Source organism: Nostoc sp. ChiSLP03a (assembly GCF_034531215.2).
Lineage (GTDB): Bacteria > Cyanobacteriota > Cyanobacteriia > Cyanobacteriales > Nostocaceae > Nostoc.
Genome location: NZ_JAVRBQ020000122.1, coordinates 1 through 19,740 on the forward strand (window position 1 = coordinate 1; position 19,740 = coordinate 19,740).

The 19,740-nt window shown below is 39.4% G+C and carries 19 protein-coding genes; 10 read left to right on the plus strand and 9 right to left on the minus strand.

Annotated elements, in window-relative coordinates; genetic code table 11:
* The 6 genes from RMY32_RS20095 to RMY32_RS20120 form a co-directional block, all read left to right on the plus strand.
* Nucleotides 1-187, plus strand: a 187-nt coding sequence (locus RMY32_RS20095; protein WP_322709479.1) for a hypothetical protein, incomplete at its 5' end; no start/stop codon positions are given.
* A 309-nt stretch (nt 188-496) separates the two neighbouring features.
* Nucleotides 497-838, plus strand: a complete 342-nt coding sequence (locus tag RMY32_RS20100; protein WP_322709481.1) for an STAS domain-containing protein — start codon at nt 497-499, stop codon at nt 836-838.
* Nucleotides 839-1,085: 247 nt separating this feature from the next.
* On the plus strand, nt 1,086-3,500 hold the full coding sequence (locus tag RMY32_RS20105) for a hypothetical protein (RefSeq protein WP_322709482.1): 2,415 nt from the start codon (nt 1,086-1,088) through the stop codon (nt 3,498-3,500).
* A complete protein-coding gene (locus tag RMY32_RS20110) occupies nt 3,434-4,567 on the plus strand; it encodes an ATP-binding protein (RefSeq protein WP_409883517.1) in 1,134 nt (377 codons plus the stop codon). Before RMY32_RS20105 ends, RMY32_RS20110 begins: the two co-directional genes overlap by 67 nt.
* Nucleotides 4,567-6,099 (plus strand): response regulator, encoded by a 1,533-nt coding sequence (locus tag RMY32_RS20115; protein WP_322709484.1) that lies wholly within the window; start codon nt 4,567-4,569, stop codon nt 6,097-6,099. Before RMY32_RS20110 ends, RMY32_RS20115 begins: the two co-directional genes overlap by 1 nt.
* Before the next feature lie 25 nt (nt 6,100-6,124).
* Nucleotides 6,125-7,354: a glycosyltransferase family 4 protein gene (locus tag RMY32_RS20120; RefSeq protein ID WP_322709500.1), complete on the plus strand. Its 1,230-nt coding sequence runs from the start codon at nt 6,125-6,127 to the stop codon at nt 7,352-7,354.
* A 114-nt stretch (nt 7,355-7,468) separates the two neighbouring features.
* Here RMY32_RS20120 and RMY32_RS20125 read toward each other — a convergent pair whose 3' ends face one another.
* The 9 genes from RMY32_RS20125 to RMY32_RS20165 all read right to left on the minus strand — a co-directional run bounded on the left by RMY32_RS20125 (nt 7,469) and on the right by RMY32_RS20165 (nt 14,475).
* On the minus strand, nt 7,469-8,020 hold the full coding sequence (locus tag RMY32_RS20125; protein WP_322709485.1) for a L,D-transpeptidase: 552 nt from the start codon (nt 8,018-8,020) through the stop codon (nt 7,469-7,471).
* A gap of 319 nt (nt 8,021-8,339) precedes the next feature.
* The gene (locus RMY32_RS20130) at nt 8,340-8,891 is read right to left on the minus strand and encodes a hypothetical protein (protein ID WP_322709486.1); all 552 of its coding nucleotides are present in this window, start codon (nt 8,889-8,891) and stop codon (nt 8,340-8,342) included.
* A 770-nt stretch (nt 8,892-9,661) separates the two neighbouring features.
* Entirely contained in the window at nt 9,662-9,943 is a 282-nt protein-coding gene (locus tag RMY32_RS20135; protein WP_322709487.1) for a hypothetical protein, read from the minus strand.
* The gene (locus tag RMY32_RS20140) at nt 9,936-10,169 is read right to left on the minus strand and encodes a hypothetical protein (RefSeq protein WP_094352841.1); all 234 of its coding nucleotides are present in this window, start codon (nt 10,167-10,169) and stop codon (nt 9,936-9,938) included. Before RMY32_RS20140 ends, RMY32_RS20135 begins: the two co-directional genes overlap by 8 nt.
* A 373-nt stretch (nt 10,170-10,542) precedes the next feature.
* Entirely contained in the window at nt 10,543-11,310 is a 768-nt protein-coding gene (locus RMY32_RS20145; protein WP_322709488.1) for a ChaB family protein, read from the minus strand.
* A gap of 57 nt (nt 11,311-11,367) precedes the next feature.
* Nucleotides 11,368-11,610 carry a hypothetical protein gene (locus RMY32_RS20150; protein ID WP_322709490.1) on the minus strand — a complete coding sequence of 81 codons (243 nt, stop codon included), beginning with the start codon at nt 11,608-11,610 and terminating at the stop codon, nt 11,368-11,370.
* A gap of 31 nt (nt 11,611-11,641) precedes the next feature.
* Entirely contained in the window at nt 11,642-12,181 is a 540-nt protein-coding gene (locus tag RMY32_RS20155) for a Dps family protein (RefSeq protein WP_322709491.1), read from the minus strand.
* Nucleotides 12,182-12,470: 289 nt separating this feature from the next.
* Nucleotides 12,471-12,827, minus strand: a complete 357-nt coding sequence (locus RMY32_RS20160; protein ID WP_322709492.1) for a hypothetical protein — start codon at nt 12,825-12,827, stop codon at nt 12,471-12,473.
* A gap of 547 nt (nt 12,828-13,374) precedes the next feature.
* Nucleotides 13,375-14,475 carry a glutamate-cysteine ligase family protein gene (locus RMY32_RS20165; protein ID WP_322709493.1) on the minus strand — a complete coding sequence of 367 codons (1,101 nt, stop codon included), beginning with the start codon at nt 14,473-14,475 and terminating at the stop codon, nt 13,375-13,377.
* A gap of 389 nt (nt 14,476-14,864) precedes the next feature.
* Here RMY32_RS20165 and RMY32_RS20170 point away from each other — a divergent pair, with 389 nt between their 5' ends.
* The 4 genes from RMY32_RS20170 to RMY32_RS20185 all read left to right on the plus strand — a co-directional run bounded on the left by RMY32_RS20170 (nt 14,865) and on the right by RMY32_RS20185 (nt 19,428).
* Entirely contained in the window at nt 14,865-15,542 is a 678-nt protein-coding gene (locus RMY32_RS20170) for a Mo-dependent nitrogenase C-terminal domain-containing protein (protein ID WP_322709495.1), read from the plus strand.
* A 217-nt stretch (nt 15,543-15,759) separates the two neighbouring features.
* Entirely contained in the window at nt 15,760-16,539 is a 780-nt protein-coding gene (locus tag RMY32_RS20175) for a DUF928 domain-containing protein (RefSeq protein WP_322709496.1), read from the plus strand.
* A 77-nt stretch (nt 16,540-16,616) separates the two neighbouring features.
* Nucleotides 16,617-18,836 carry an adenylate/guanylate cyclase domain-containing protein gene (locus RMY32_RS20180; RefSeq protein ID WP_322709497.1) on the plus strand — a complete coding sequence of 740 codons (2,220 nt, stop codon included), beginning with the start codon at nt 16,617-16,619 and terminating at the stop codon, nt 18,834-18,836.
* 286 nt (nt 18,837-19,122) lie between these two features.
* The gene (locus tag RMY32_RS20185) at nt 19,123-19,428 is read left to right on the plus strand and encodes a hypothetical protein (protein WP_322709499.1); all 306 of its coding nucleotides are present in this window, start codon (nt 19,123-19,125) and stop codon (nt 19,426-19,428) included.
* Nucleotides 19,429-19,740: the final 312 nt, after the last annotated feature.

Genomic DNA, 19,740 nt, shown 5'->3' on the forward strand with positions numbered 1-19,740 from the left:
TCAAGCAAGATTGCTTGGATCACTTTTTGCCGGAGGTCATAACTATAAGGTTTGGGCATCAGTTTCCCAGAGGTTCTACTGGAGCTTTCATCAAGGTCTACTTCCAGTTTATCGCTTAACCGCCTTGGCGGTTGCTATACCAAATCATTACGGAAAAGCATGGTGGGAAATTGCTATGTTTTTCTAGCCTTGGGCAAGGCACTAATTTTATAATTCAAGTGCCTATCCGGCAACAAGCTCCTGAAAGCGTCGTCAAAGTATAGACTGTTAATATCTCCCTGCTCTTCTGCCTACACAGCGATGGGATCTTTTTTGAGTTGAAAGTCCCTGACGCGTAGGCATAGCCCAAAGTAGGCATCACCTGCTCAAAAATTATGTTTCCAACGCTAATTTTCAGCAATATTTTAAATTTAATTGCTTGTTGATAAATTGTCTTTGACCTTAAAATCTTACGAATAGGTTCAAATAAATAAGCATAGAGATAGAGGAAAAAGTTATGGCTTTGAGCGTTACACTAGAAATCGGCAATGATGTTGCTAAAATCACTTTGTCTGGAGAATTAGATGCAATGACTGCACCGATTTTCAAGACAGAGGTAGAGAAAGCAGCAGTTGAGCATCCAAAACACCTCGTGTTGTTGATGCAAGACTTAGAATATATGGCCAGTGCGGGTCTACGAGTACTCATTTTTGCTAAACAAACAATAGATGCTAATGCAAATATTTACATAGTTGCTCCGCAAGAAATGGTTTTGGAAACACTCAAAAAAACTGGAATTGACCAAAGCTTGCTTGTAGTTGATGAATATGATTCTGAATCCTTACAGAAACTAAACTAGTTACTACCAAAAAAACAAATTTACGCTGGTAGAAACTCTAATCTGCACAAGCATCAACTAGGTAGACAATAGCATCGTCTGCAAGTGCCGCGATCGTTTCCTGACTGAGTGAAGGCTCAGAAAATATAAAATTCAAAACATATTTTTCTGAAAACTTAATGCCTCAACCACAAAAACACCTGGAAACACCGATGCTGAAGCTACAGCATTAATTTCTTCGAGTTGAAATACCCCGTAGCGATCGTAAATGTTAACTAAACAAAGCTTAGCTTTAGAGGAGATTCAACAGACTGGTGCGATCGTAAATAATATTATCCTCCAGCTTTTGGATATCTCTCACGTCAATCAGTTAGTAGCCGATACTCTTCGTAGCGAACTTTTAAAAGTAAAGCCGTTAGCTGAGTTAGTTTTTACAAAAACCCAAGGCAACCCCTTTTTCTTAACTCAGTTACTCAAATCTCTTGATCGGGATAAATTGTTATTCTTTGACTTTGAAAGTGGTTTTTGGCAATGGAATCTTGAGTTTATCAAGGGAGTTAATATAACTGATAATGTAGTTGATTTTATGGCAAATCAGATTCAAAAACTATCTGAAAAAACACAGAATGTCTTAAAACTTGCCGCTTGCATTGGAGACAAGTTTACTTTAGATATCTTAGCGATTATTAATAAAACATCTAAGTCAGAAACAGCAGCCGATTTGTGGGAAGCTTTGCAATCAGGTTTGGTTCTACCCCTCAACAATTCCTACAAAACACCACTCGTTTTCGACTCAGAACAAATGGAGACTGAGAATAGGCGATCGCCCATTACTCATCACCCATCACCTATCACCTATAAGTTCTTACACGACCGAGTGCAGCAAGCGTCTTATTCTCTCATTCCAGATAACCAGAAAAAACAAACTCATTTAAAAATCGGCGAACTACTACTAATACATACCTCGGAAACAGATATTCAAGAAAACGTCTTTGAAATTGTCAACCAACTAAATGTTGGTGCTGAATTCATCGCCCAACAGCCTCAAAAAGATAGACTGGCTCAACTCAATCTTATAGCTGGACAGAAAGCAAAAGCAGCAACAGCGTATGAATCATCTGTTAAATATTTAAATGTAGGTTTGGAATTACTTGCGGCAGATAGTTGGCAGTGTCAGTATGACATGACACTCAACCTCTATGTAGAAACAGCAGCAGTAGAATTCCTCAACACTAATTTCGAGCGAGCAGAAATGCTTTCTGATATAGTTTTGGCACAGGCAAAAACCCTGCTCGATCGAGTTCAGGTGTATGAGACAAAAATGCAGTTTTATATTGCTAAAAACCAAATGCAAGCTGCGTTAAATACCGGACTGCAAGTGCTAAAAATGCTAGGATTGCCTTTATCGGAAACCCCTCCAACGAGACTGACTAGATTAAATTTAGGAGGGAAACGAATTGAGGATTTAACAGAATTGCCAGAAATGACTGATGTTTATAAATTAGCTGCACTGCGAGTATTAATCAATCTAATTCCTCCGGTTTATATTGTAGCTCCCGAACTTTATCCCCAGGTCGTTTTTAAAATGACCAATCTCTGTCTCAAATATGGGAACTCTCCTCTGTCAGCTTATGTGTATACACTTTATGGAATGTTCCTATGTGGCGCTTTTGAAGACATGGATTCTGGTTATCAATTCGGTCAGCTAGGCTTAAAGCTGTTAAATCAATTCAATGCTAAGGAAATGACAGCGAAAATCTATGAAACATTTAATTATTTTATCAGGCATTGGAAAGAACCAGCTATTAATACTATAGAGCCGTTAATTGAGGGTGTCCAAAGAGGTCTGGAAACAGGAGATTTAGAATATGCTTCTTATTCAGCTTCTTTTTATTGTACGCATTTGTTTTTTATCGGTGAAAATCTAGAAATAGCTCTCAAGAAACAAGCGCATTATATCGCTTTGATGCAAATAACTAAGCAAGAATTTCAAACCATTTATGCTAAAATAATCCGACAGACAGGCTTGAATTTAATTAAGAATACATCGGAACCATATCGATTAATTGGCGAAAGTTTTGATGAAAATAAAATGTTGCCAATTCTGATAAATAGCAATAATTATATGGCTATTTATCCTATCTATGTTTCTAAACTGCTTCTGGGTTATTTATTTAAAAATTACGATCGCGCTGCTGAGAATGCCTTGCTGGCAGAAAAATACGAACAAGGTGGACAAGGATTGATGTACAAAGCCGAACACAAGTTTTACTCTTCTTTGACTCTCCTAGCTTTGTATCCCAGCGCATCACAAAGCGCTCGCCAACAATATTTCAGCCAAGTGATAGCCCAGCAGAAAAAAATGAAGCAATGGGCGTTGCATTCTCCTGCGAACTATCAGCATAAGTACGATTTAGTGGAAGCAGAAAAAGCGCGAGTATTGAAGCAAGATGCCAAAGCGATCGCGTTTTACGATCGAGCCATAACTGGAGCCAGAGAACATGGATATATTCAAGAAGAAGCCCTAGCCTCGGAACTAGCAGCAGAGTTCTATTTTGCTTGTGGCAGAGAGAAAGTTGCTAATACCTATCTCAACGATGCCTACTATGGATATGGTTGTTGCGGAGCGAAGGCATTGCCGAAATCTGCCGTATCCGTGCCGAACAAAAAGGTATTTGCTTAATTTTTGAACAGATTACTCAACTTCCTATAGGTGTTAAAGCTGATGAAAAACGGTTGCGGCAAGCTTTGATTAACTTACTGGGTAATGCAGTTAAATTTACTGAAACTGGAGGCGTGGCTTTCAAAGTCGGCTATCAGGAAGGTAGAATTCGGTTTCAGGTGGAAGATACAGGAATTGGCATGGCACCAGAGCAATTAGAAGAGATATTTTTGCCATTCCAGCAGGTAGGAGATTGCAATCGCAAAGCAGAAGGAACAGGATTGGGACTAGCAATTACCCGCCAATTAGTTCAGCTGATGGGTGGCGAAATCCAGGTGAAGAGTACTTTAGGAAAAGGGAGCATTTTCTTCTTTGATTTAGATTTACCTGAAGTTTTTCAATATGCTGATGTTGTCAAAAAAGAGCAACGAAATATCCAAAGTTTTAAAGGCGAGAAGCTGAAAGTTATCGTGGCAGATGACAGACCAGAAAATCGGGCAATTTTGGTCAAGATGCTATCGCCTTTAGGATTTGAAACGATCGAAGCAGTAGATGGTCAAGATTGTCTCAATAAGGCATTTGAATGGAATCCAGATTGTATCTTAATGGATTTGTTGATGCCTCAAATGAATGGCTTTGAAACTACCCGTCGCATTCGGCGATCACCTGAACTAAAGAATGCGATCGTGATTGGCACTTCTGCCAGTGTTTTTGATTTCGATCTCAATAAAAGTAAGGAGGCGGGTTGCAATGATTTTCTACCTAAGCCCATCCGCATAACAGAGCTTTTAGAAAAGTTGCAGTATCACTTAAAACTGGAATGGATTTATGAAGATGGTGAAAAAGTATCTACAGAAAATAAACAAGAAAATTTTCAGCAATCATTGGTAGCTCCCTCCGCAGACGAAATTGCAATTCTATTGAATTTAGCAATGAAAGGCGATCTTAAAGGTATTGTAGAGCGAATTAATCAATTAGAAGAATTGGATGTTAAATATGCACCTTTTTCTTTAGAACTGCGTCAATTAGCTAAAGGTTTTCAAGTTAAAAAAATCCGTGAAGTTTTAAAAAATCTAGGAGTAAATTAATGAGTCTTTCCAACATTGAAAATGGCATTATCTTAATCGTTGATGACAACCCGACAAATTTAGGAGTGTTATTCGATTTCTTGGCTGATTCTGGCTTCCAAGTTTTAGTAGCGCAGGATGGCGAGGATGCAATTGAACAGGTCGAATATGCTCTCCCCGATCTAATTTTGTTAGATGTACTCATGCCTGGTATGGATGGGTTTGAAACTTGCCAGCATTTGAAAGCTCAAGAATCAATTAAAGACATCCCCGTAATTTTTATGACGGCGCTTTCTGAGACGGTAGATAAGGTCAGAGGGTTGAATCTTGGGGCGGTGGATTATATCACTAAGCCGCTTCAGCATGAAGAGGTTTTAGCCCGTGTCAAAATCCATTTAAGCATCCGAAACCTGACTAAGAGATTGCAAGAACAAAATGTGCATCTGGCACAGGAGATTCAAGAACGAACTAAAGCAGAGAACGCCCTCTTAAAACTGACATCTGAGTTAGAAGAACGCGTAAAAGAAAGGACGGCTGCACTTTTTCAATCTAATCAGCGGCTGCAACAGGAAATCCAAGAGCGAATTTGTACAGAACAAGCATTGCAAGAATCAGAAGCACGCTATCGAGAACAAGCCAATCGACTAGAACTTGCCTTTCGCCAACTTCAAGAAACTCAAAGCCAACTGGTTCATAGTGAAAAAATGTCCAGTCTGGGACAATTGGTGGCGGGTGTCGCCCATGAAATTAACAATCCTGTCAACTTTATCTATGGAAATCTGACTCACGCCTATGAATATACCGAAGGTTTGCTCGACCTCTTGAACCTATATGCTAAGTACACTCCCTCACCGCTACCTGAAATTCAACAACTGGCTGAAGCGATAGATTTAGAATTTTTGAGTGAAGACCTACCCAAATTGCTGAGTTCAATGAAGGTTGGGGCTGACCGCATCCGCGAAATTATTCAGTCGTTACGGATTTTTTCCCGCGTGGATGAAGCCCAAATGAAGCCAGTGGATATTCATGCTGGGTTAGATAGCACGCTACTGATTTTGCACAATCGCTTTAAAGCCAGTTCTAACCAACTAGGGATTCAACTCGTTAAAGAGTATGGCGACCTACCCCTTGTGGAGTGTTATCCAGGACAACTCAACCAAGTGTTTATGAATCTATTGGTGAATGCAATTGATGCTTTGGAGGAGTATGATAAACAGCGATCGCCCCAGGAAATTTACTTTTGCCGCAGCACGATTCGGATTCGCACCGAAGTAACTGACAATAATTTTGTGACTATTAGGATTGGCGATACTGGCCCCGGTATGACAGAGGAAGTACGCGATCGCCTATTTGACCCTTTCTTTACAACAAAACCCGTAGGTAGAGGAACGGGTTTAGGCTTGTCGATTAGCCAGGAAATTGTTGTGTCCAAACATGGTGGTCAAATAACGTGTATTTCAGCACCTGGTCAGGGAACAGAGTTTATGATTAAAATTCCGATGCGATCGCACCCTTTAGAATTGACTTTGGCTGCACCTTCCTATTTTGGCTAAACCAAAAACTTTTGAAGACGCTGATATGAACATTTTAATGCTATCTTCCACCTTTCCTTACCCAGCAACGCGTGGAGGAACCCAAGTTAGGACATTTAATTTACTCAAGTACTTGAGTCAACGTCATACTGTCACCCTCGTTACTCAACGCGAAAGTGATGTTACAGACGCAGAAGTAGCAGGATTACGCGATTGTGTGGATCGTCTAGCTATTTTTGAACGCCCACCAGATTCTCAAACCACCGGAATATTGCAGAAAATACAGCGATTTGGCAGATTTTTGCAGCAGGGAACACCGCCAAGCGTACTTAACCGCTACTCAGTTGAGATGCAAACATGGGTTAATAACTGGGTGGAAGCGGGAAAATGTGATGTAATTACTTGCGAACATAGCGTCAATGAGATTTATGTGCAGCCACATTTTCAAAAACAGCTAAAAACCATTGTTAATGTTCATAGTTCTGTTTACGCTACCTGTCAGAACCAATTAGCAACAGGCATTTCAGAAAATTCACTCAGAGACAAAATTAATCTGCCACTTTTGCGGCGTTATGAGCAAAACTATTGTGCTAAATTTTCGGCAATTGTGGCGACAACAGCAGAAGATAAAATTCAATTACAAGAATTTAACCCCAACAGTGAAATTACAGTTATTCCCAATGGCGTAGATTTAGTTTCTTTCCCCAAGCGTACCACCGATCCCGGAGGACATCGCCTAATTTTTATTGGTGCAATGGATAATTTAGCAAATATTGATGCTGTTTGCTTTTTCAGCAATGAAGTTTTGCCAGAAATCCAAAAATTGTATCCCGATACTACTTTCGATATTGTCGGTTCTCACCCAGTGGCAGAAGTTTTGGCACTTGATAAAAAACCAGGAATTAATGTGCTGGGGCGTGTACCTTCGATGGCAGAATATTTACATCAAGCCACGATCTGCGTTGTACCGATGCGGACTGGGTTTGGTATTAAAAATAAAACTTTAGAAGCAATGGCAGCTGGTATACCTGTAGTAGCCAGCGATCGCGGCTTAGAAGGATTAACTGTAGATGCTGCTAGTCATCCATTACGGGCATTACGAGCCAATAAACCCGCAGAGTACGTCACCGCTATTAGTCAACTATTCGATAGTTCATATCTGCGTTCAGAATTGTCTTACAACGGCAGACAACTGGTAGAAACAGAATTCACTTGGGATATTGCTGGTAAAAGTTATGAACAAGTTTGTCTTGCCAGAAGTAATACTAATCCGTAATTTGTAATGACCGAACAATTTTAGATTTTAGATTTTGGATTAAAATGAAAAGCCGCAACTTGGGTTAATAACTAGCTACCCTCGACTAAGACTTTCGTCATAACTCTATATCAGCTATCGCACCACAGTAACTGGTGTTCCCATATTAACCTGATAGAATAATTCTTTAACATCGTTGTTGTACATCCGAATACAACCGTGTGAGGCAGCCTTACCTACTGAATCAGGATTAGGGGTACCGTGAAAGCCAACCCAATTTTTACCGTTTGTCCAAAATCCAATCCAGTATTTGCCAAGTGGGTTTTCAGGATCTCCTCCTGGGATGGCTTTACCTGTAAAAGGGTTTATCCAAGTAGGGTTTTCTAACATTGTACGCACTCGGAAATTACCAATTGGGGTTTCCCAGTCTTGGCGACCTACTGCTATGGGATAACTTTTAATTCGGTTTTTTCCTCGATAAAGGGTTACTCGACGGTTGCGAAGGCTGATCTCTAGGTGAAGAGGTTGAATAATTAAATTATTATTAATATAAGCCGTTTGAGAGACTAAATTGTTGGTTGAAGTATGAGAAGGAACTGTTAGTTCAGAAGCTAATGATATAGCCGGATTAAAATTTAATCCAGATGCACAAATAAAAATAACTAATTTATCTAATTGCTTGAGCATTTTCAAATTTTAAATTCTGCCTATCAATATTTTAGTACCAAATTAATTATCAATTGTTTAATTTTTGAGATTGTTATACTCTGTAGTTATTTGAGAAATCATTCTGATGAACAGAATAGTCTAGCATTAGATATGTAATTTTGTGAGGAAGGGAAAACAAAATTGTCAAAAGTAGTTGCAGTAGAAATCGAATCAATTGATATGACATCTCATCTTTTCTACTGCATTTACTGTTGATAACAGTCATGATTTGAAATCATCTAAGTAGAGGAAGCAAGCTTAACAAGCTCTCTAGCCTGTATCGTATAAGGCTAAGAAATTACCAGAGCGCTCTGACACCTCCACCAGTGTTTTGTCCACCTGTAGTGTTGTTACCTCCTGTATTGTCCTGGGTTCCATTAGTGCCATTATTTGGATACTGCTGCGTTCCGGTACTGCCATTATTTGTTCCACTAGTGCCATTATTTGGATACTGCTGCGTTCCGGTAGTACCATTATTTGTTCCACTAGTGCCATTATTTGGATACTGCTGCGTTCCAGTACCATTATTTGGATACTGCTGTGTTCCAGTACCATTATTTATTCCACTAGTGCCATTATTTGGATACTGCTGTGTTCCACTAGTACCAGTTCCACTACCACTAGTACCATTATTTGGATACTGCTGCGTTCCGGTGGTAGAATCACCTCCTGTAGATTGCCCTGCTTGAGAGTACAATCTATCACCTATGGGGGCTTGACTAGTTTCTAAACTTCTAGAGATGGGTTGGGGCAGAGCGTATACTGGAAGACTTATTAAAGCACCAGTACTAGCAACTCCCACGAGGCTAGCAAGCATTTTGAGCAAATTTTGACTATGGTTTAAGTTCATTGGTATCTCCTGAAGCTGAGTTTGAAGTTAAATGGTTCTTATGCTACTGCTACTAAGCAATTTGTTGAAATATAGAAGAAGTTTTTCTATTTCTCAACTCCAAGCAAGGATCTAAATCAAAAGTATTGAGCCGATAAGTTGTTATTTAATTAACTAAGTTAGCTGAATTGATTTTCTTAACCTTCTGCCTAAAGTAGGGTCTGGTATTAAATTAATTTGTGATGTTCTAGACAGTATTTTTTTAGTTAATTATTAATTAATCTATTTCTTGAGAATATATGTTTAATGTACTAGTTTGCTTACTAGAAAATAATGTTTTAAATTTCATATAGCGTTTCCTAATCTAGCGAGGCTTAACCTCTCTCTTTGGTAAAGCTATCTATTACCCGAATCGGGAGTTTTTATTTTTACTAAAGAGTTATATATTTTAAAATAAGCTAATTAATATTTTCCGATAAGATCGGATTTGTTTTGTTTATAATCTCATCAAGTTTGACAGTTATCGAAAAAGGCAGAGGGCAGAATGAATAGTGTCTTCTGCTCTCTGCCTCATGCCTTCTTCAATTAGATAACTTGAGAATCCTTTTTATTTTTGATTAGTAAATAAAATGCGTTTGCCCTGCCACTAACTCTAGATAAATTGTTATTGTTGTTTATTGTCTTTTTGAAACAAATGTGCGGAGACGTTGTAATACAACGCCTCTACATCAGCCGTGCAAATTATCTTATCTAAATCGTATTGGTTTTTAGTTAACTGGTGAATAAACACGTCAATTATTGTCAAATCTAGTCGAACACCCTAACACAAGTAATTTCTTCTGCTTACGCTTCTTCTTATTTTTGAGAGTAATCAAATAATTATCAACGTAGCGAAAAGCAGCTGCACCGTCGTAATCAGCAATGGCTATAGCTTGCAAGAAAATCTTTGAGGGAATTTCAAACCCTAAATATTTTTCTGTTAAGATTAATAAATCTTCATCTGTGGCAGGAAAGGTGGTTTCTTCTGTATCTTCAGAATCAGAAAATATATCATCAATTAATGCTTTATACACTTTGTACCTCCCCAAAAGCATAAGATGCAAAGCCTGTAATGAAATTTAGCTGCTGATCGCGAGTTTGTAAGTTAACTGGGAGTTCAGTACCAGCACATCCGATTTCCCGTAAAATTTCCAAACAATAAGCACCGAGTTGAGTGTATGGAGCTTGCTCTAATTCTTGAGCTACTTCTAGAGCCATCTCCAGATTGACTTGGATAACCGTCTTTACAGGGTTGGTCATAAATCCGCCCTCATAAACTGGATGCTCTAAGTTTTGATCGCAAACACAAATAGCGTAACGGTGTTTTTGCGGAATTTATGAAGAGGGAAAATTAAAGTATCAGCGCATTTGCGGTAATGTACCCAAAATTATGCAAACCAGACCTAGAGTAGGCAATTTCTATCTAAGTGCGCTCGCCTGCCATAATACGTATAAATATCTACAAAGATTTCCAGATTATTGCCAATATACTTACTTTTTGTGGGGTAAGCCACAAAACCCACCCCACAATATCGGATAATTTATTTGTTATAAATCTCTGATATCTAGTCTTGCACAGTAGTTCAACAACAGAGGCAAGAGTCAGTGTTTCGACTCCTACCTCCTGCTTTCTTCAGGCTTTGACCTTAGCTTTAGACCAGACACCATTTTCATCTTCTTCGTATTGTTGGTGAATAGTCTCCCAAGCAGCTTGTTCGGCTGTGAACTCGTCACTTTTTTCATTGAGTACAGCATTATATCGTTCAATGAATGTACTCTGAGCTTCATCAGAAAGATGAGCGCGAACTTCAGGAGACAAGTCTGCTGGACTGTTACACTGTCCAGAACAAGAACGATCCAAAGTTTTCTCAATCGTGTTAATTTCTTCGCCACCAGCACTTTCGAGCAGCAATTGAAATTCGCCAGTGCGATCGCTTGGAACTTCTGCCATCACGAAAAATTCGCCAGCTTGTAAGCGAGTTTGGTAGATAGCCGCCTTATCTTCTGGCATTCCCAAAGTAGTCAGAACCGATACTAGACCGGCACCTGCACTACCTGCGATCGCTCCACTAGCAGCCCCCAATAGCACTGCACTAATAGGCCCTGCTGACACAATTGGGCCGACAAAGGGAATAAACAATAAGCCTACACCCGTAAGCAAGCTGAGAAAGGAACCAAACAAAGAACCAAAAACTGCTCCTGTTCTCAAACCTCCCACTATCACATCTTTTTTACTAATAAAACCAGCAATTCTCGTTTCCGACTGGAAATTTCTGCCCATGACCGAAATATGATCTCTAGGCACACCCCTGTCTAGTAAACGTCGAATCACATCATCAATTTGCTTCTGTTCTTTAAATACAGCAGAAATAGTACGTTCTGCTTTGTATACTTCTGACACTTAAAAACTCCTCCCTATTATTATGTTGTTTTGGCAATGAAGATGACCAATCAATTTTTATATTATTAGATTGATTGCACCGAGCGGGATGAGCCACTGCACTAGACAGATTCCCCAGGATACATAAATGAACCAGCCGCGTAAGCGGAATTTCCGACTTGAGCGAACTGGCGTTAAGTGAGATTGGCGCATGAACCAATTTTCAATTCCCAAATTGGCAAGGTGAATGAGTAGATCCAGGCAGATTAATTCTTTCACATCAATTGAGGGAGGAATCGATCCTCCCTCAATTGATTTCACATACAGCCTTCCTGAACTCAGATGTTATGAGCTATACACCTACGGGAGTCTTAGCCCCTGCTGCTGGCTGTCTGCCATCTGCATCTAGTGCCTCGCCTTCAATAAATGAACGCAGCATCCAAGCTATTTCTTCATGCTGTTCGAGTAGTCCAGTCAAAAAGTCAGCAGTTCCTTGATCGTGGAAGTTTTCACCAGACTGATCTACATGGTCTCTCAAATTACGAATAACCTGCTCGTGATCGTCCACTAAATTAGCTACCATCCCTGTTGCTGTAGGCACATTACCACCATGTTCCTTGAGGGTAGCAAGCTTGAGAAATCCTTCCAATGTACCAACTGGATAACCGCCCAAAGCGCGAACCCGCTCTGCCAAAGCATCAATATTTAGAGTCAGCGTTTGGTAGTGTTCTTCCCAAAGCTGGTGCAAAGAGCGGAACTGAGGGCCAACGACATCCCAGTGATACTTTTTGGTTTTCACCAGCAGTAAATAGGCATCTGCTAAATCTTGATTCAACAGATTAATTACACCTTGACGCTGTTCGTCTGTAAGACCAATGTTTATCGCACGCATTATTTTCCATCCCTAAGCAAACTTATTTATTAACTTGCCAAATTTTCCACATCATCCACATCAACCAAAGGAAACATTATAAGTTTAGATTAATTCTTACATTCCATAGTTATACCTATGCCTTAATAGGTAGTACTATTGAGTCTATAGATAATTCATCAATTAGCTACATTTCCTTATTTTTTATCGGCTAAAAAAACAGAGATATTAATATAAGTAAGTAGTAATGGGTGATTGCTTTGACACAATCACCCATTACTAACAAAAAATTACCAAGATATTAACTCTGTTATTTACCTGTAATTTTGTCAAATAATTTATTTGCTTTTTCTTCGATAGTTCTTGCACCCTGAGAATTTTCAGGACTCTTTTGCTTGTCAACATCAGCCGCTCCCTGAACCTCATTGAGTCCTTGATTAGACTCCTTTTGAACCTTTTTCAATCCTTGTGGTGGTTCTTTAGCGGCTTCGTCAGTTTTGCGCTGAATGTCAAGCAATTGTGTAGTACCTTCAGTAGGGTTACTTTGGTCGGTACCAATTGCAAAAGCAGGAAAAGCATTAGAAAATAATACTAGAGCGCAAGTAAAAGCTACTACTAGAAAACGTACTGGACGAAAAATAGATAAAACAGAAGTAATCATCTTCATTTGAAATCCTCCATAACAGCTTTAACAACGCAGAACTTTTAGTGAAAGAGCGAAGCATATACCTTTACTTACTCAGCAGTTTTTAGCAATAATAAAACTGGCAAGCTCCGCTTCAATTTAGAAGTTCTTGGAAAACGAACCTGACGAAGAGATTTTTTGTATTTCTGCATCGAATTAGTAAGGGATAATAAGCAAATACCACCTTAATTCTTTAGCAAAATTATTAGATTTCATAATTGAAATCCTTCATTTCAGTTCCCTGTTTACACTTTTACTGTGAAAAAGCTAGGGTATGCATCAATCTCTAGAATGAATTTTACTACATCTTTAGTTATAATAAAATCAGTCTCTAGGTATATCGACTTAATCTAGTTTTTTCAAGCTAAGGCTATACTATTTATGTTCAGTTAGCTGGACTTTATCACATTAAAGGAATTGCAGGAAGAAGCACTTTATAGGACATTTGTAAAGTATTAATTTATATAATTATATAAAGACTCTGCTTAATCCCTTCTAATAAATAAAAGGAGAAAAATAAATCTTTTTTTTAAACTTGATAAGTCTGCCTTATAACCTCTTCTATTGAATTTACGTGATGAAACATTTCTATTAATTCATGGGATCTTGTTTTTCGCTTTTCCAGCAGCACTTTTAAGGGCGTTAAATAATGAACATCTGGGTCATCTCCTAAAGCAACTTCGGCTGCTTGGAAGATTTTTGTCGCATTTTCAAAAATATCTTCGTTTTCAAACGCTTCTTTTGCAGAAAGTTGGTGTAACGCTGCATCGGGTACAGTTGCTCTACCCAGTAAGGTTTCATCCAACACCAAACCTTTCAATAATACCAGCAAAGCCGCATAGATTAAAAAATTATCACAACTATCACAAGCCTTAAATTCGATGCGTCCCACTTCCGCCGGAATGCGGGCAATTTTTGTTAAGGCAGGTATGCTGTTAATAAGTTGTTCTTCTTTTTGAACAAAAACCAGAGTAGCTGGTCTTTTGCCAGTTCTGATAAATGTTCGTACCGATAGTCCATCCCATAAACCTCCATTATAAAAGGGAGAGCTATAACTAAAAGGAACGATATAGGGACTGTAATAAGTTAACTTTCTGCCAATATCAATTACATCTTCAGTTGACAAATCTGCCACGGAAATATTTAAATCTGGGCCATAAGATACCATGTGAATATTAGCAGTTTGTTCGTCAGGATAAGCTTCTAGCTGTTTAATTTCATAGTTGTTTAATGGGGGTTGAGGCTCAAAAGCTGGATTGTAGGGATTAAAACTCACCAAAACTGCTGATAAGCCAAAGTCAGCGGCAACCTGACGTAGCAAGTTAAAACTTTCTGATAATTCAGTAATAGCGCCTAGAATATTAGAATGGATAGTTGTTCTAATTTCAATACCTTTCACATGACAGTCTATGACTTCATCAGAATCCGCAAATCTTTCAAATCCCTCAATATACCATCTTTTCATCTTAATACCCGCATCGCCAACGCGGAGTTGAGGATAATCACTGGGGTATGTAGGTAGCCTTGCAATAATTTGATTGAAATCAGCAAATTTTGTGTGGGAGAAATCAGCAAATTTTCCCTCATTATTCAAAAACGCGACTTCATGTTCAATGCCAAAGAAAAACATTATATACCTTAATTTTTTAGAGTTAACCTAATTTCACTAATGCCAAGCGATCGCAATTCTATAGAGAAGTAAGTAACATCAGTAAACGATTCATTAGAGAAAAGCGTCGGCGATATTTAGCTAGCAGCTTCGCATACTTAGAAAACTCCATAATTCTGTGGCGCAAATTACAGTCTTGAACCTGATAAATATTTGAGATACTCCAATCGAATTCACTTTAAGTAGAAAAATTCTCAATAATGGTACAAATGAATTTTACCTTAAGACCGACTATTGCAATTTGAAAACTTCTCTGATTTATTTTTCTTTCTGTGCTGCTTCCACTATCTTCATAGTCACTGGTTAGGGTAGCGTAGTAGTGACTGAGGAAAGCTTGAGACATAGAGTTTATGACAAGTACCGTTCAATCCCCCTACAGCAGCGAACAGATTGCCGCTTGGTTGCGTGGACTGCTTACTATTGCTTGGGCTGATGGTAATTTTGACGACCAAGAACAGGAATTAATTGCCAGCATCACCGAAAATGAATTAGCTCCTAAGATTAAATTTGACTCACTAGAGGTAATTACGCCAGAGGAATTAGCCGCAGCGTTGGGTAAAGGGACACCAGCTGCCGAAAATTTCTTAAGGACAGCGATAATGGTAGCGATCGCAGATGGTACTTATTCTCCCAGCGAAGATGAGGTTCTGCAACAGTTCTGTCAAGCTTTGGAACAGCCACAGAAGTTACTCGAAGCCCTTCGCCACACTCTGGAATACCCACAGCAAATTACCCCCACTATCGCCAGCACTGGGCTGACAAAGCGTCAAATCAATGCCCTACGCCCTCTGCAAAACTGGCTTGATGGGCTAGATATCCAAGACCCAAGAGTAGCCCGCTTTCTGTGTAAAATGATTCCCGCCCAGTGTCCCTTTGAACGGGATGTCACCCTATTTGGACGCAAGATAGTGCATATTCCACCGATGTGTAAAATTAACCCATTATATGAGCAACTGGTAGGCTTACGTTTCCGCGCCCTCTCCTATTTAGCAGATAAATGCGGTGAAGATGTATCGCCATATATTTGAGTAGGGAGAGGGGAGCAGGGGAGAAATCAATTCAAAATTCAAAATTCAAAATTCAAAATTCAAACATTTTTGAACTTCTGCCTCCTCTTTCCCAATGCCCAATGCCCAATGCCCAATGCCCAATAAATAGTTCTGTAGTTGAGTGAAAAATCTAACTCTGCTTTTGGGAATACTTGATTTATTCACCTGACTAATCTAGAACTCAGGCATTATCAATATGAAAGGGATTAAACCATCTCTATATTTTGTACCCTTTTCCTTACCTTTGTATTTGCTTTCTGCTTTAACAGCACAGGTACAAGCTCAGTCGTACCATGCCAATAAAACTTGGCAAATTAGTCAAACATTTAAACCACCACAGCGGGGAAAAATTCCCGCAAGTGCTGGTGGTTCTACCCGTGGTAGTTCTTGCCTAAAAGGCAAACAACTAATAACTCCCTTAATACCTCCAGATAAATTAGGGCTGACATTTGCTCAACATCCAATATTTTTCTGGTATATACCTCCATCTCAACTCAAAACAGCCAAGTTTCTGCTCTTGACTGAAGACCAGAACGTATTTTATGAGACCTCTTTTACACTTCCAAATAAATCGGGAATTATTAGCTTTAAACTTCCTGACAGTGCCCCTGCACTCGCTGTAGGTAAAACTTATCATTGGTATCTAACAATTATTTGTGATAATCAAGACGAGAATGAAAATCCGACTGTAGATGGTTGGGTGGAACGCACTCAACCAGGAGCAACTTTGTCAGAGGCGTTAGCAAAGGCGAATTTGTACAAGTTGCCCACTATCTATGCAGAAGCTGGGATTTGGCATGAAGCGCTAACCAGTTTGGTGCAGCTACGCCGGACTGAGCCGAATAATTTCAAAGCGAGGCTGGATTGGAAACAATTTTTCAAGTCTGTAGGTTTGAGTGCGATCGCTTCCGAACCATTGATTGATTGTTGCACATTTACGAAACAAGGGCACGGCGCATTGGGCAGAGGGCATTAAGCTGAGGAAAAACTCTTAACTCCTAACTCCTAACTCCTAACTCAGCACTCAGCACTCAGCACTCAGCACTAAATATTATGTGGACAAAGCTGAAACCGCACATTTGGCAATGGCGGGGTGTTTTACTTGCTGTTCCCAATATTACAGCCCTGGTGATTGCAATACGCTTGACTGGATTACTGCAATTGTTGGAATTGGCAGCACTAGATCAATTTTTTCTCCTTCGTCCAAGAGAATCGGCTGATAGCCGCATTGTCATAGTTGAGATTAATGAGGCAGATGTCCGCAAGCAGGGACAGTGGCCTATGCCTGATGGAAAACTTGCTAGTTTGTTAGAAAAAATCAAACAGCAAAAACCCAGAGCGATTGGTTTAGATATTTATCGTGATTTACCCGTAAATCCCGGTCATCAAGACTTACTTAAGGTGTTTAAGTCTACTCCTAATTTGATTGGAGTCCAAAAAGTCTCTGATACTATTGATAGTTCGGCGGTTGATTCATCTCCAGAACTGAAGAAACTTAATCAAATTGGGTCGAATGATTTACCCATAGATGGAGATGGCAAAATTCGACGAGCATTATTGTACGTAAATTTAAATAATGACGAGATTCTGGAAAGTTTTGGGTTAAAACTGGCATTGTTGTACTTGAAACCTGAAGGTATTACTGCCAACCCATCGGCAACTAACTCTAATTACTTGCAGTTAAATCGCGGTATTTTCCCAATTTTTGAACCTAATGATGGAGGTTACGTCCGAGCTGATGCCGGAAGCTATCAAGTGCTGTTGAATTACCGAGGACGGATACAGCAGTTTACTAAAGTTTCTCTTACTCAAGTGCAAGAGAATCTCATTCCACCAGATTTAATGCGAAACAAGGTGGTACTAATTGGTGCTACTGCTGAGAGTTTGAAGGATCTATTCTATACGCCTTACAGCAGTAATGTGTTGACTGACCCGGAACGGATGGCGGGTGTGACAATTCATGCTAATTTGATTAGTCAAATTTTAAGTTCGGCAATGGAAGGTCGTCCACCGATCAAGTGTTTACCTGACCCACTAGAATGGCTATTAATTTTGATCTGGTCAATGATTGGTGCTAGCTTGTGTTGGCTGCAACGCAGCAGTAGCAATCAGAAAATCCTCATGGCTGTTAGTGTTTTATTGGCAGGTGGGGGTTTAATTGGTGGTAGTTTTCTGGCGTTTTTGGCTGGTTGGTGGATTCCTGTTATCCCTTCATTGCTGGCTTTTGGAGGTTCTGCGATCGCACTTACTCAGTATATTGCCCAAAGTGCTACCGAGATGCGAAAAACCCTCGGCCGCTATCTAACTGATGAAATCGTCGCCAATATCTTAGAAACTCCATCTGGGTTAAAGCTAGGAGGAGAACGCCGAAAAGTTACGGTTCTCGTATCTGATTTAAGAGGATTCTCGGCTATTTCTGAACAATTGCCCCCGGAAGAAGTAGTAAAGATTTTGAATCTTTATCTGGGAACAATGACAGATGTGATTAACCAGTATAAAGGCACGATTAATGAGTTTATGGGTGATGGGATTTTTGTGATATTTGGTGCGCCAATTAGTCGCAAGGATGATTCTCAACGAGCCATCGCTTGTGCAATTGCGATGCAATTAGCAATGGAGCAAGTGAATGAACAAAATCAGCAAATGAATTTTCCAATTCTGGAAATGGGAATTGGGATTAATACAGGCGAAGCCGTAGCGGGAAATGTTGGTTCTCAAAAACGCGCTCAATATACAGTTATTGGCAGTCATGTTAATTTGGCTGCTCGAATTGAATCTTATACAGTGGGAGGACAAATTTTAATTTCCGAAAATACCTGTAAGGATGCCAATATTGACTTACAAATTGCTGGGCAATTACAAATAGAACCCAAAGGCATAAAACACCCTGTGACAATTTGTGAAATTCGTGGCATTGGTGGTAAATATAATTTATTCTTGCCTAAATACGATGAGAGAACGATCGTTCTTACTCAAAAAGTACCTGTAAAATACTCCATTTTGCAGGGAAAACATGCAGTTGGAACAGTATTTATGGGGGAATTGATTAGCCTCTCAGAAAAAGGAGCGCAGCTGCAATCGCCACATTCTTTAGAACTCTTGAGTAATCTCAAACTCCAGTTATTGATTGAGGCAGAAATGGCTACAGAAGAAGATATCTATGCCAAGGTGATCGAACAGTCTAATGTTGACGAGCATCTTTTTCTGCTTCGGTTTACAGCAGTTCCCCCAAAAGCTGACGCAATTTTCAATGCACTGCGTCAGCTAGGGTGAGATTAAAGCATCAATCTTGAAATGGTAACAAATGGAGGTGTATGTAAATAGGGTAAACCGAAAAAGTAGGTAGTTTAGCTTTTTCTAAAACAGTAACAATTGTTGCTGATACAACCAAGCGATCGCGGTAATATTTTGGACTTAAGCCCGTTCGACTCCAATAACTCATAATTTTCAACGAATAATTAATAATTCGTACTTTCTGCTATGTAGCAACTCACTTGAGTTCTGGAGTTCAAAATATGATTTCTTCTAAAACTGAGATTCAATTACATCCTAAGAACAAATGACAAACGGAAACAAATTTCAAAGATTAGTAGAACTTGCAAATGATTATGGAATTATTTGCGAACCAACACCAGAAGAATGTTTGATTGCATCTTTGCCTGGAGACGATGATTTCTTATTAGCTTTTACTTGGTCTGGTACAATTGAGGGAGAGCCGCCAGAGCATGAATTAATCGCAGTTAGCGTACAAGATATAGTCAAAGAAGTTACCGTTGCAGCTTGGCAAATTCCTTTTTATTTATTCGGAAACGTTTTAAGGCAAGCTCAGATGCTTGTCGCTGCCCACAAAGATTTTGTTAGCTAAAAGATAAGCTACATCTCAAAACTGCTATCCCTGTCAACTATCTGTGGCAGGGATTTTTATTTCAACTACTGTGCTGAAAGCTTTTTTCTCCAGCAGCATAACGTTTGAGAATTTCATCTACATCCATATTACTACCTTCAATTTACAACTGGAGCGCGTTTTTCTTCTGGACAATATTAACCCAAGTTGCTAGTTATGCTTGCAGGTGTTCAGGTGGCATTGCATAAGCAATAAAATCCCCTCCAGAGGAAAAATTAGGAGGGGTAATGTTAAACGAAATAATTACAATTTATGCTATCACTGATGACCTAT

What these genes read in the sequence shown, in the direction of transcription:
- RMY32_RS20160 (WP_322709492.1), bottom strand. Translation starts at nt 12,827, where the DNA reads ATGAAGATGATTACTTCTGTTTTATCTATTTTTCGTCCAGTACGTTTT.
- RMY32_RS20175 (WP_322709496.1), top strand. Translation starts at nt 15,760, where the DNA reads ATGAAAGGGATTAAACCATCTCTATATTTTGTACCCTTTTCCTTACCT.
- RMY32_RS20100 (WP_322709481.1), top strand. Translation starts at nt 497, where the DNA reads ATGGCTTTGAGCGTTACACTAGAAATCGGCAATGATGTTGCTAAAATC.
- RMY32_RS20130 (WP_322709486.1), bottom strand. Translation starts at nt 8,891, where the DNA reads ATGAACTTAAACCATAGTCAAAATTTGCTCAAAATGCTTGCTAGCCTC.
- RMY32_RS20125 (WP_322709485.1), bottom strand. Translation starts at nt 8,020, where the DNA reads ATGCTCAAGCAATTAGATAAATTAGTTATTTTTATTTGTGCATCTGGA.
- RMY32_RS20115 (WP_322709484.1), top strand. Translation starts at nt 4,567, where the DNA reads ATGAGTCTTTCCAACATTGAAAATGGCATTATCTTAATCGTTGATGAC.
- RMY32_RS20140 (WP_094352841.1), bottom strand. Translation starts at nt 10,169, where the DNA reads ATGACCAACCCTGTAAAGACGGTTATCCAAGTCAATCTGGAGATGGCT.
- RMY32_RS20180 (WP_322709497.1), top strand. Translation starts at nt 16,617, where the DNA reads ATGTGGACAAAGCTGAAACCGCACATTTGGCAATGGCGGGGTGTTTTA.
- RMY32_RS20170 (WP_322709495.1), top strand. Translation starts at nt 14,865, where the DNA reads ATGACAAGTACCGTTCAATCCCCCTACAGCAGCGAACAGATTGCCGCT.
- RMY32_RS20165 (WP_322709493.1), bottom strand. Translation starts at nt 14,475, where the DNA reads ATGTTTTTCTTTGGCATTGAACATGAAGTCGCGTTTTTGAATAATGAG.
- RMY32_RS20105 (WP_322709482.1), top strand. Translation starts at nt 1,086, where the DNA reads ATGTTAACTAAACAAAGCTTAGCTTTAGAGGAGATTCAACAGACTGGT.
- RMY32_RS20185 (WP_322709499.1), top strand. Translation starts at nt 19,123, where the DNA reads ATGACAAACGGAAACAAATTTCAAAGATTAGTAGAACTTGCAAATGAT.
- RMY32_RS20120 (WP_322709500.1), top strand. Translation starts at nt 6,125, where the DNA reads ATGAACATTTTAATGCTATCTTCCACCTTTCCTTACCCAGCAACGCGT.
- RMY32_RS20155 (WP_322709491.1), bottom strand. Translation starts at nt 12,181, where the DNA reads ATGCGTGCGATAAACATTGGTCTTACAGACGAACAGCGTCAAGGTGTA.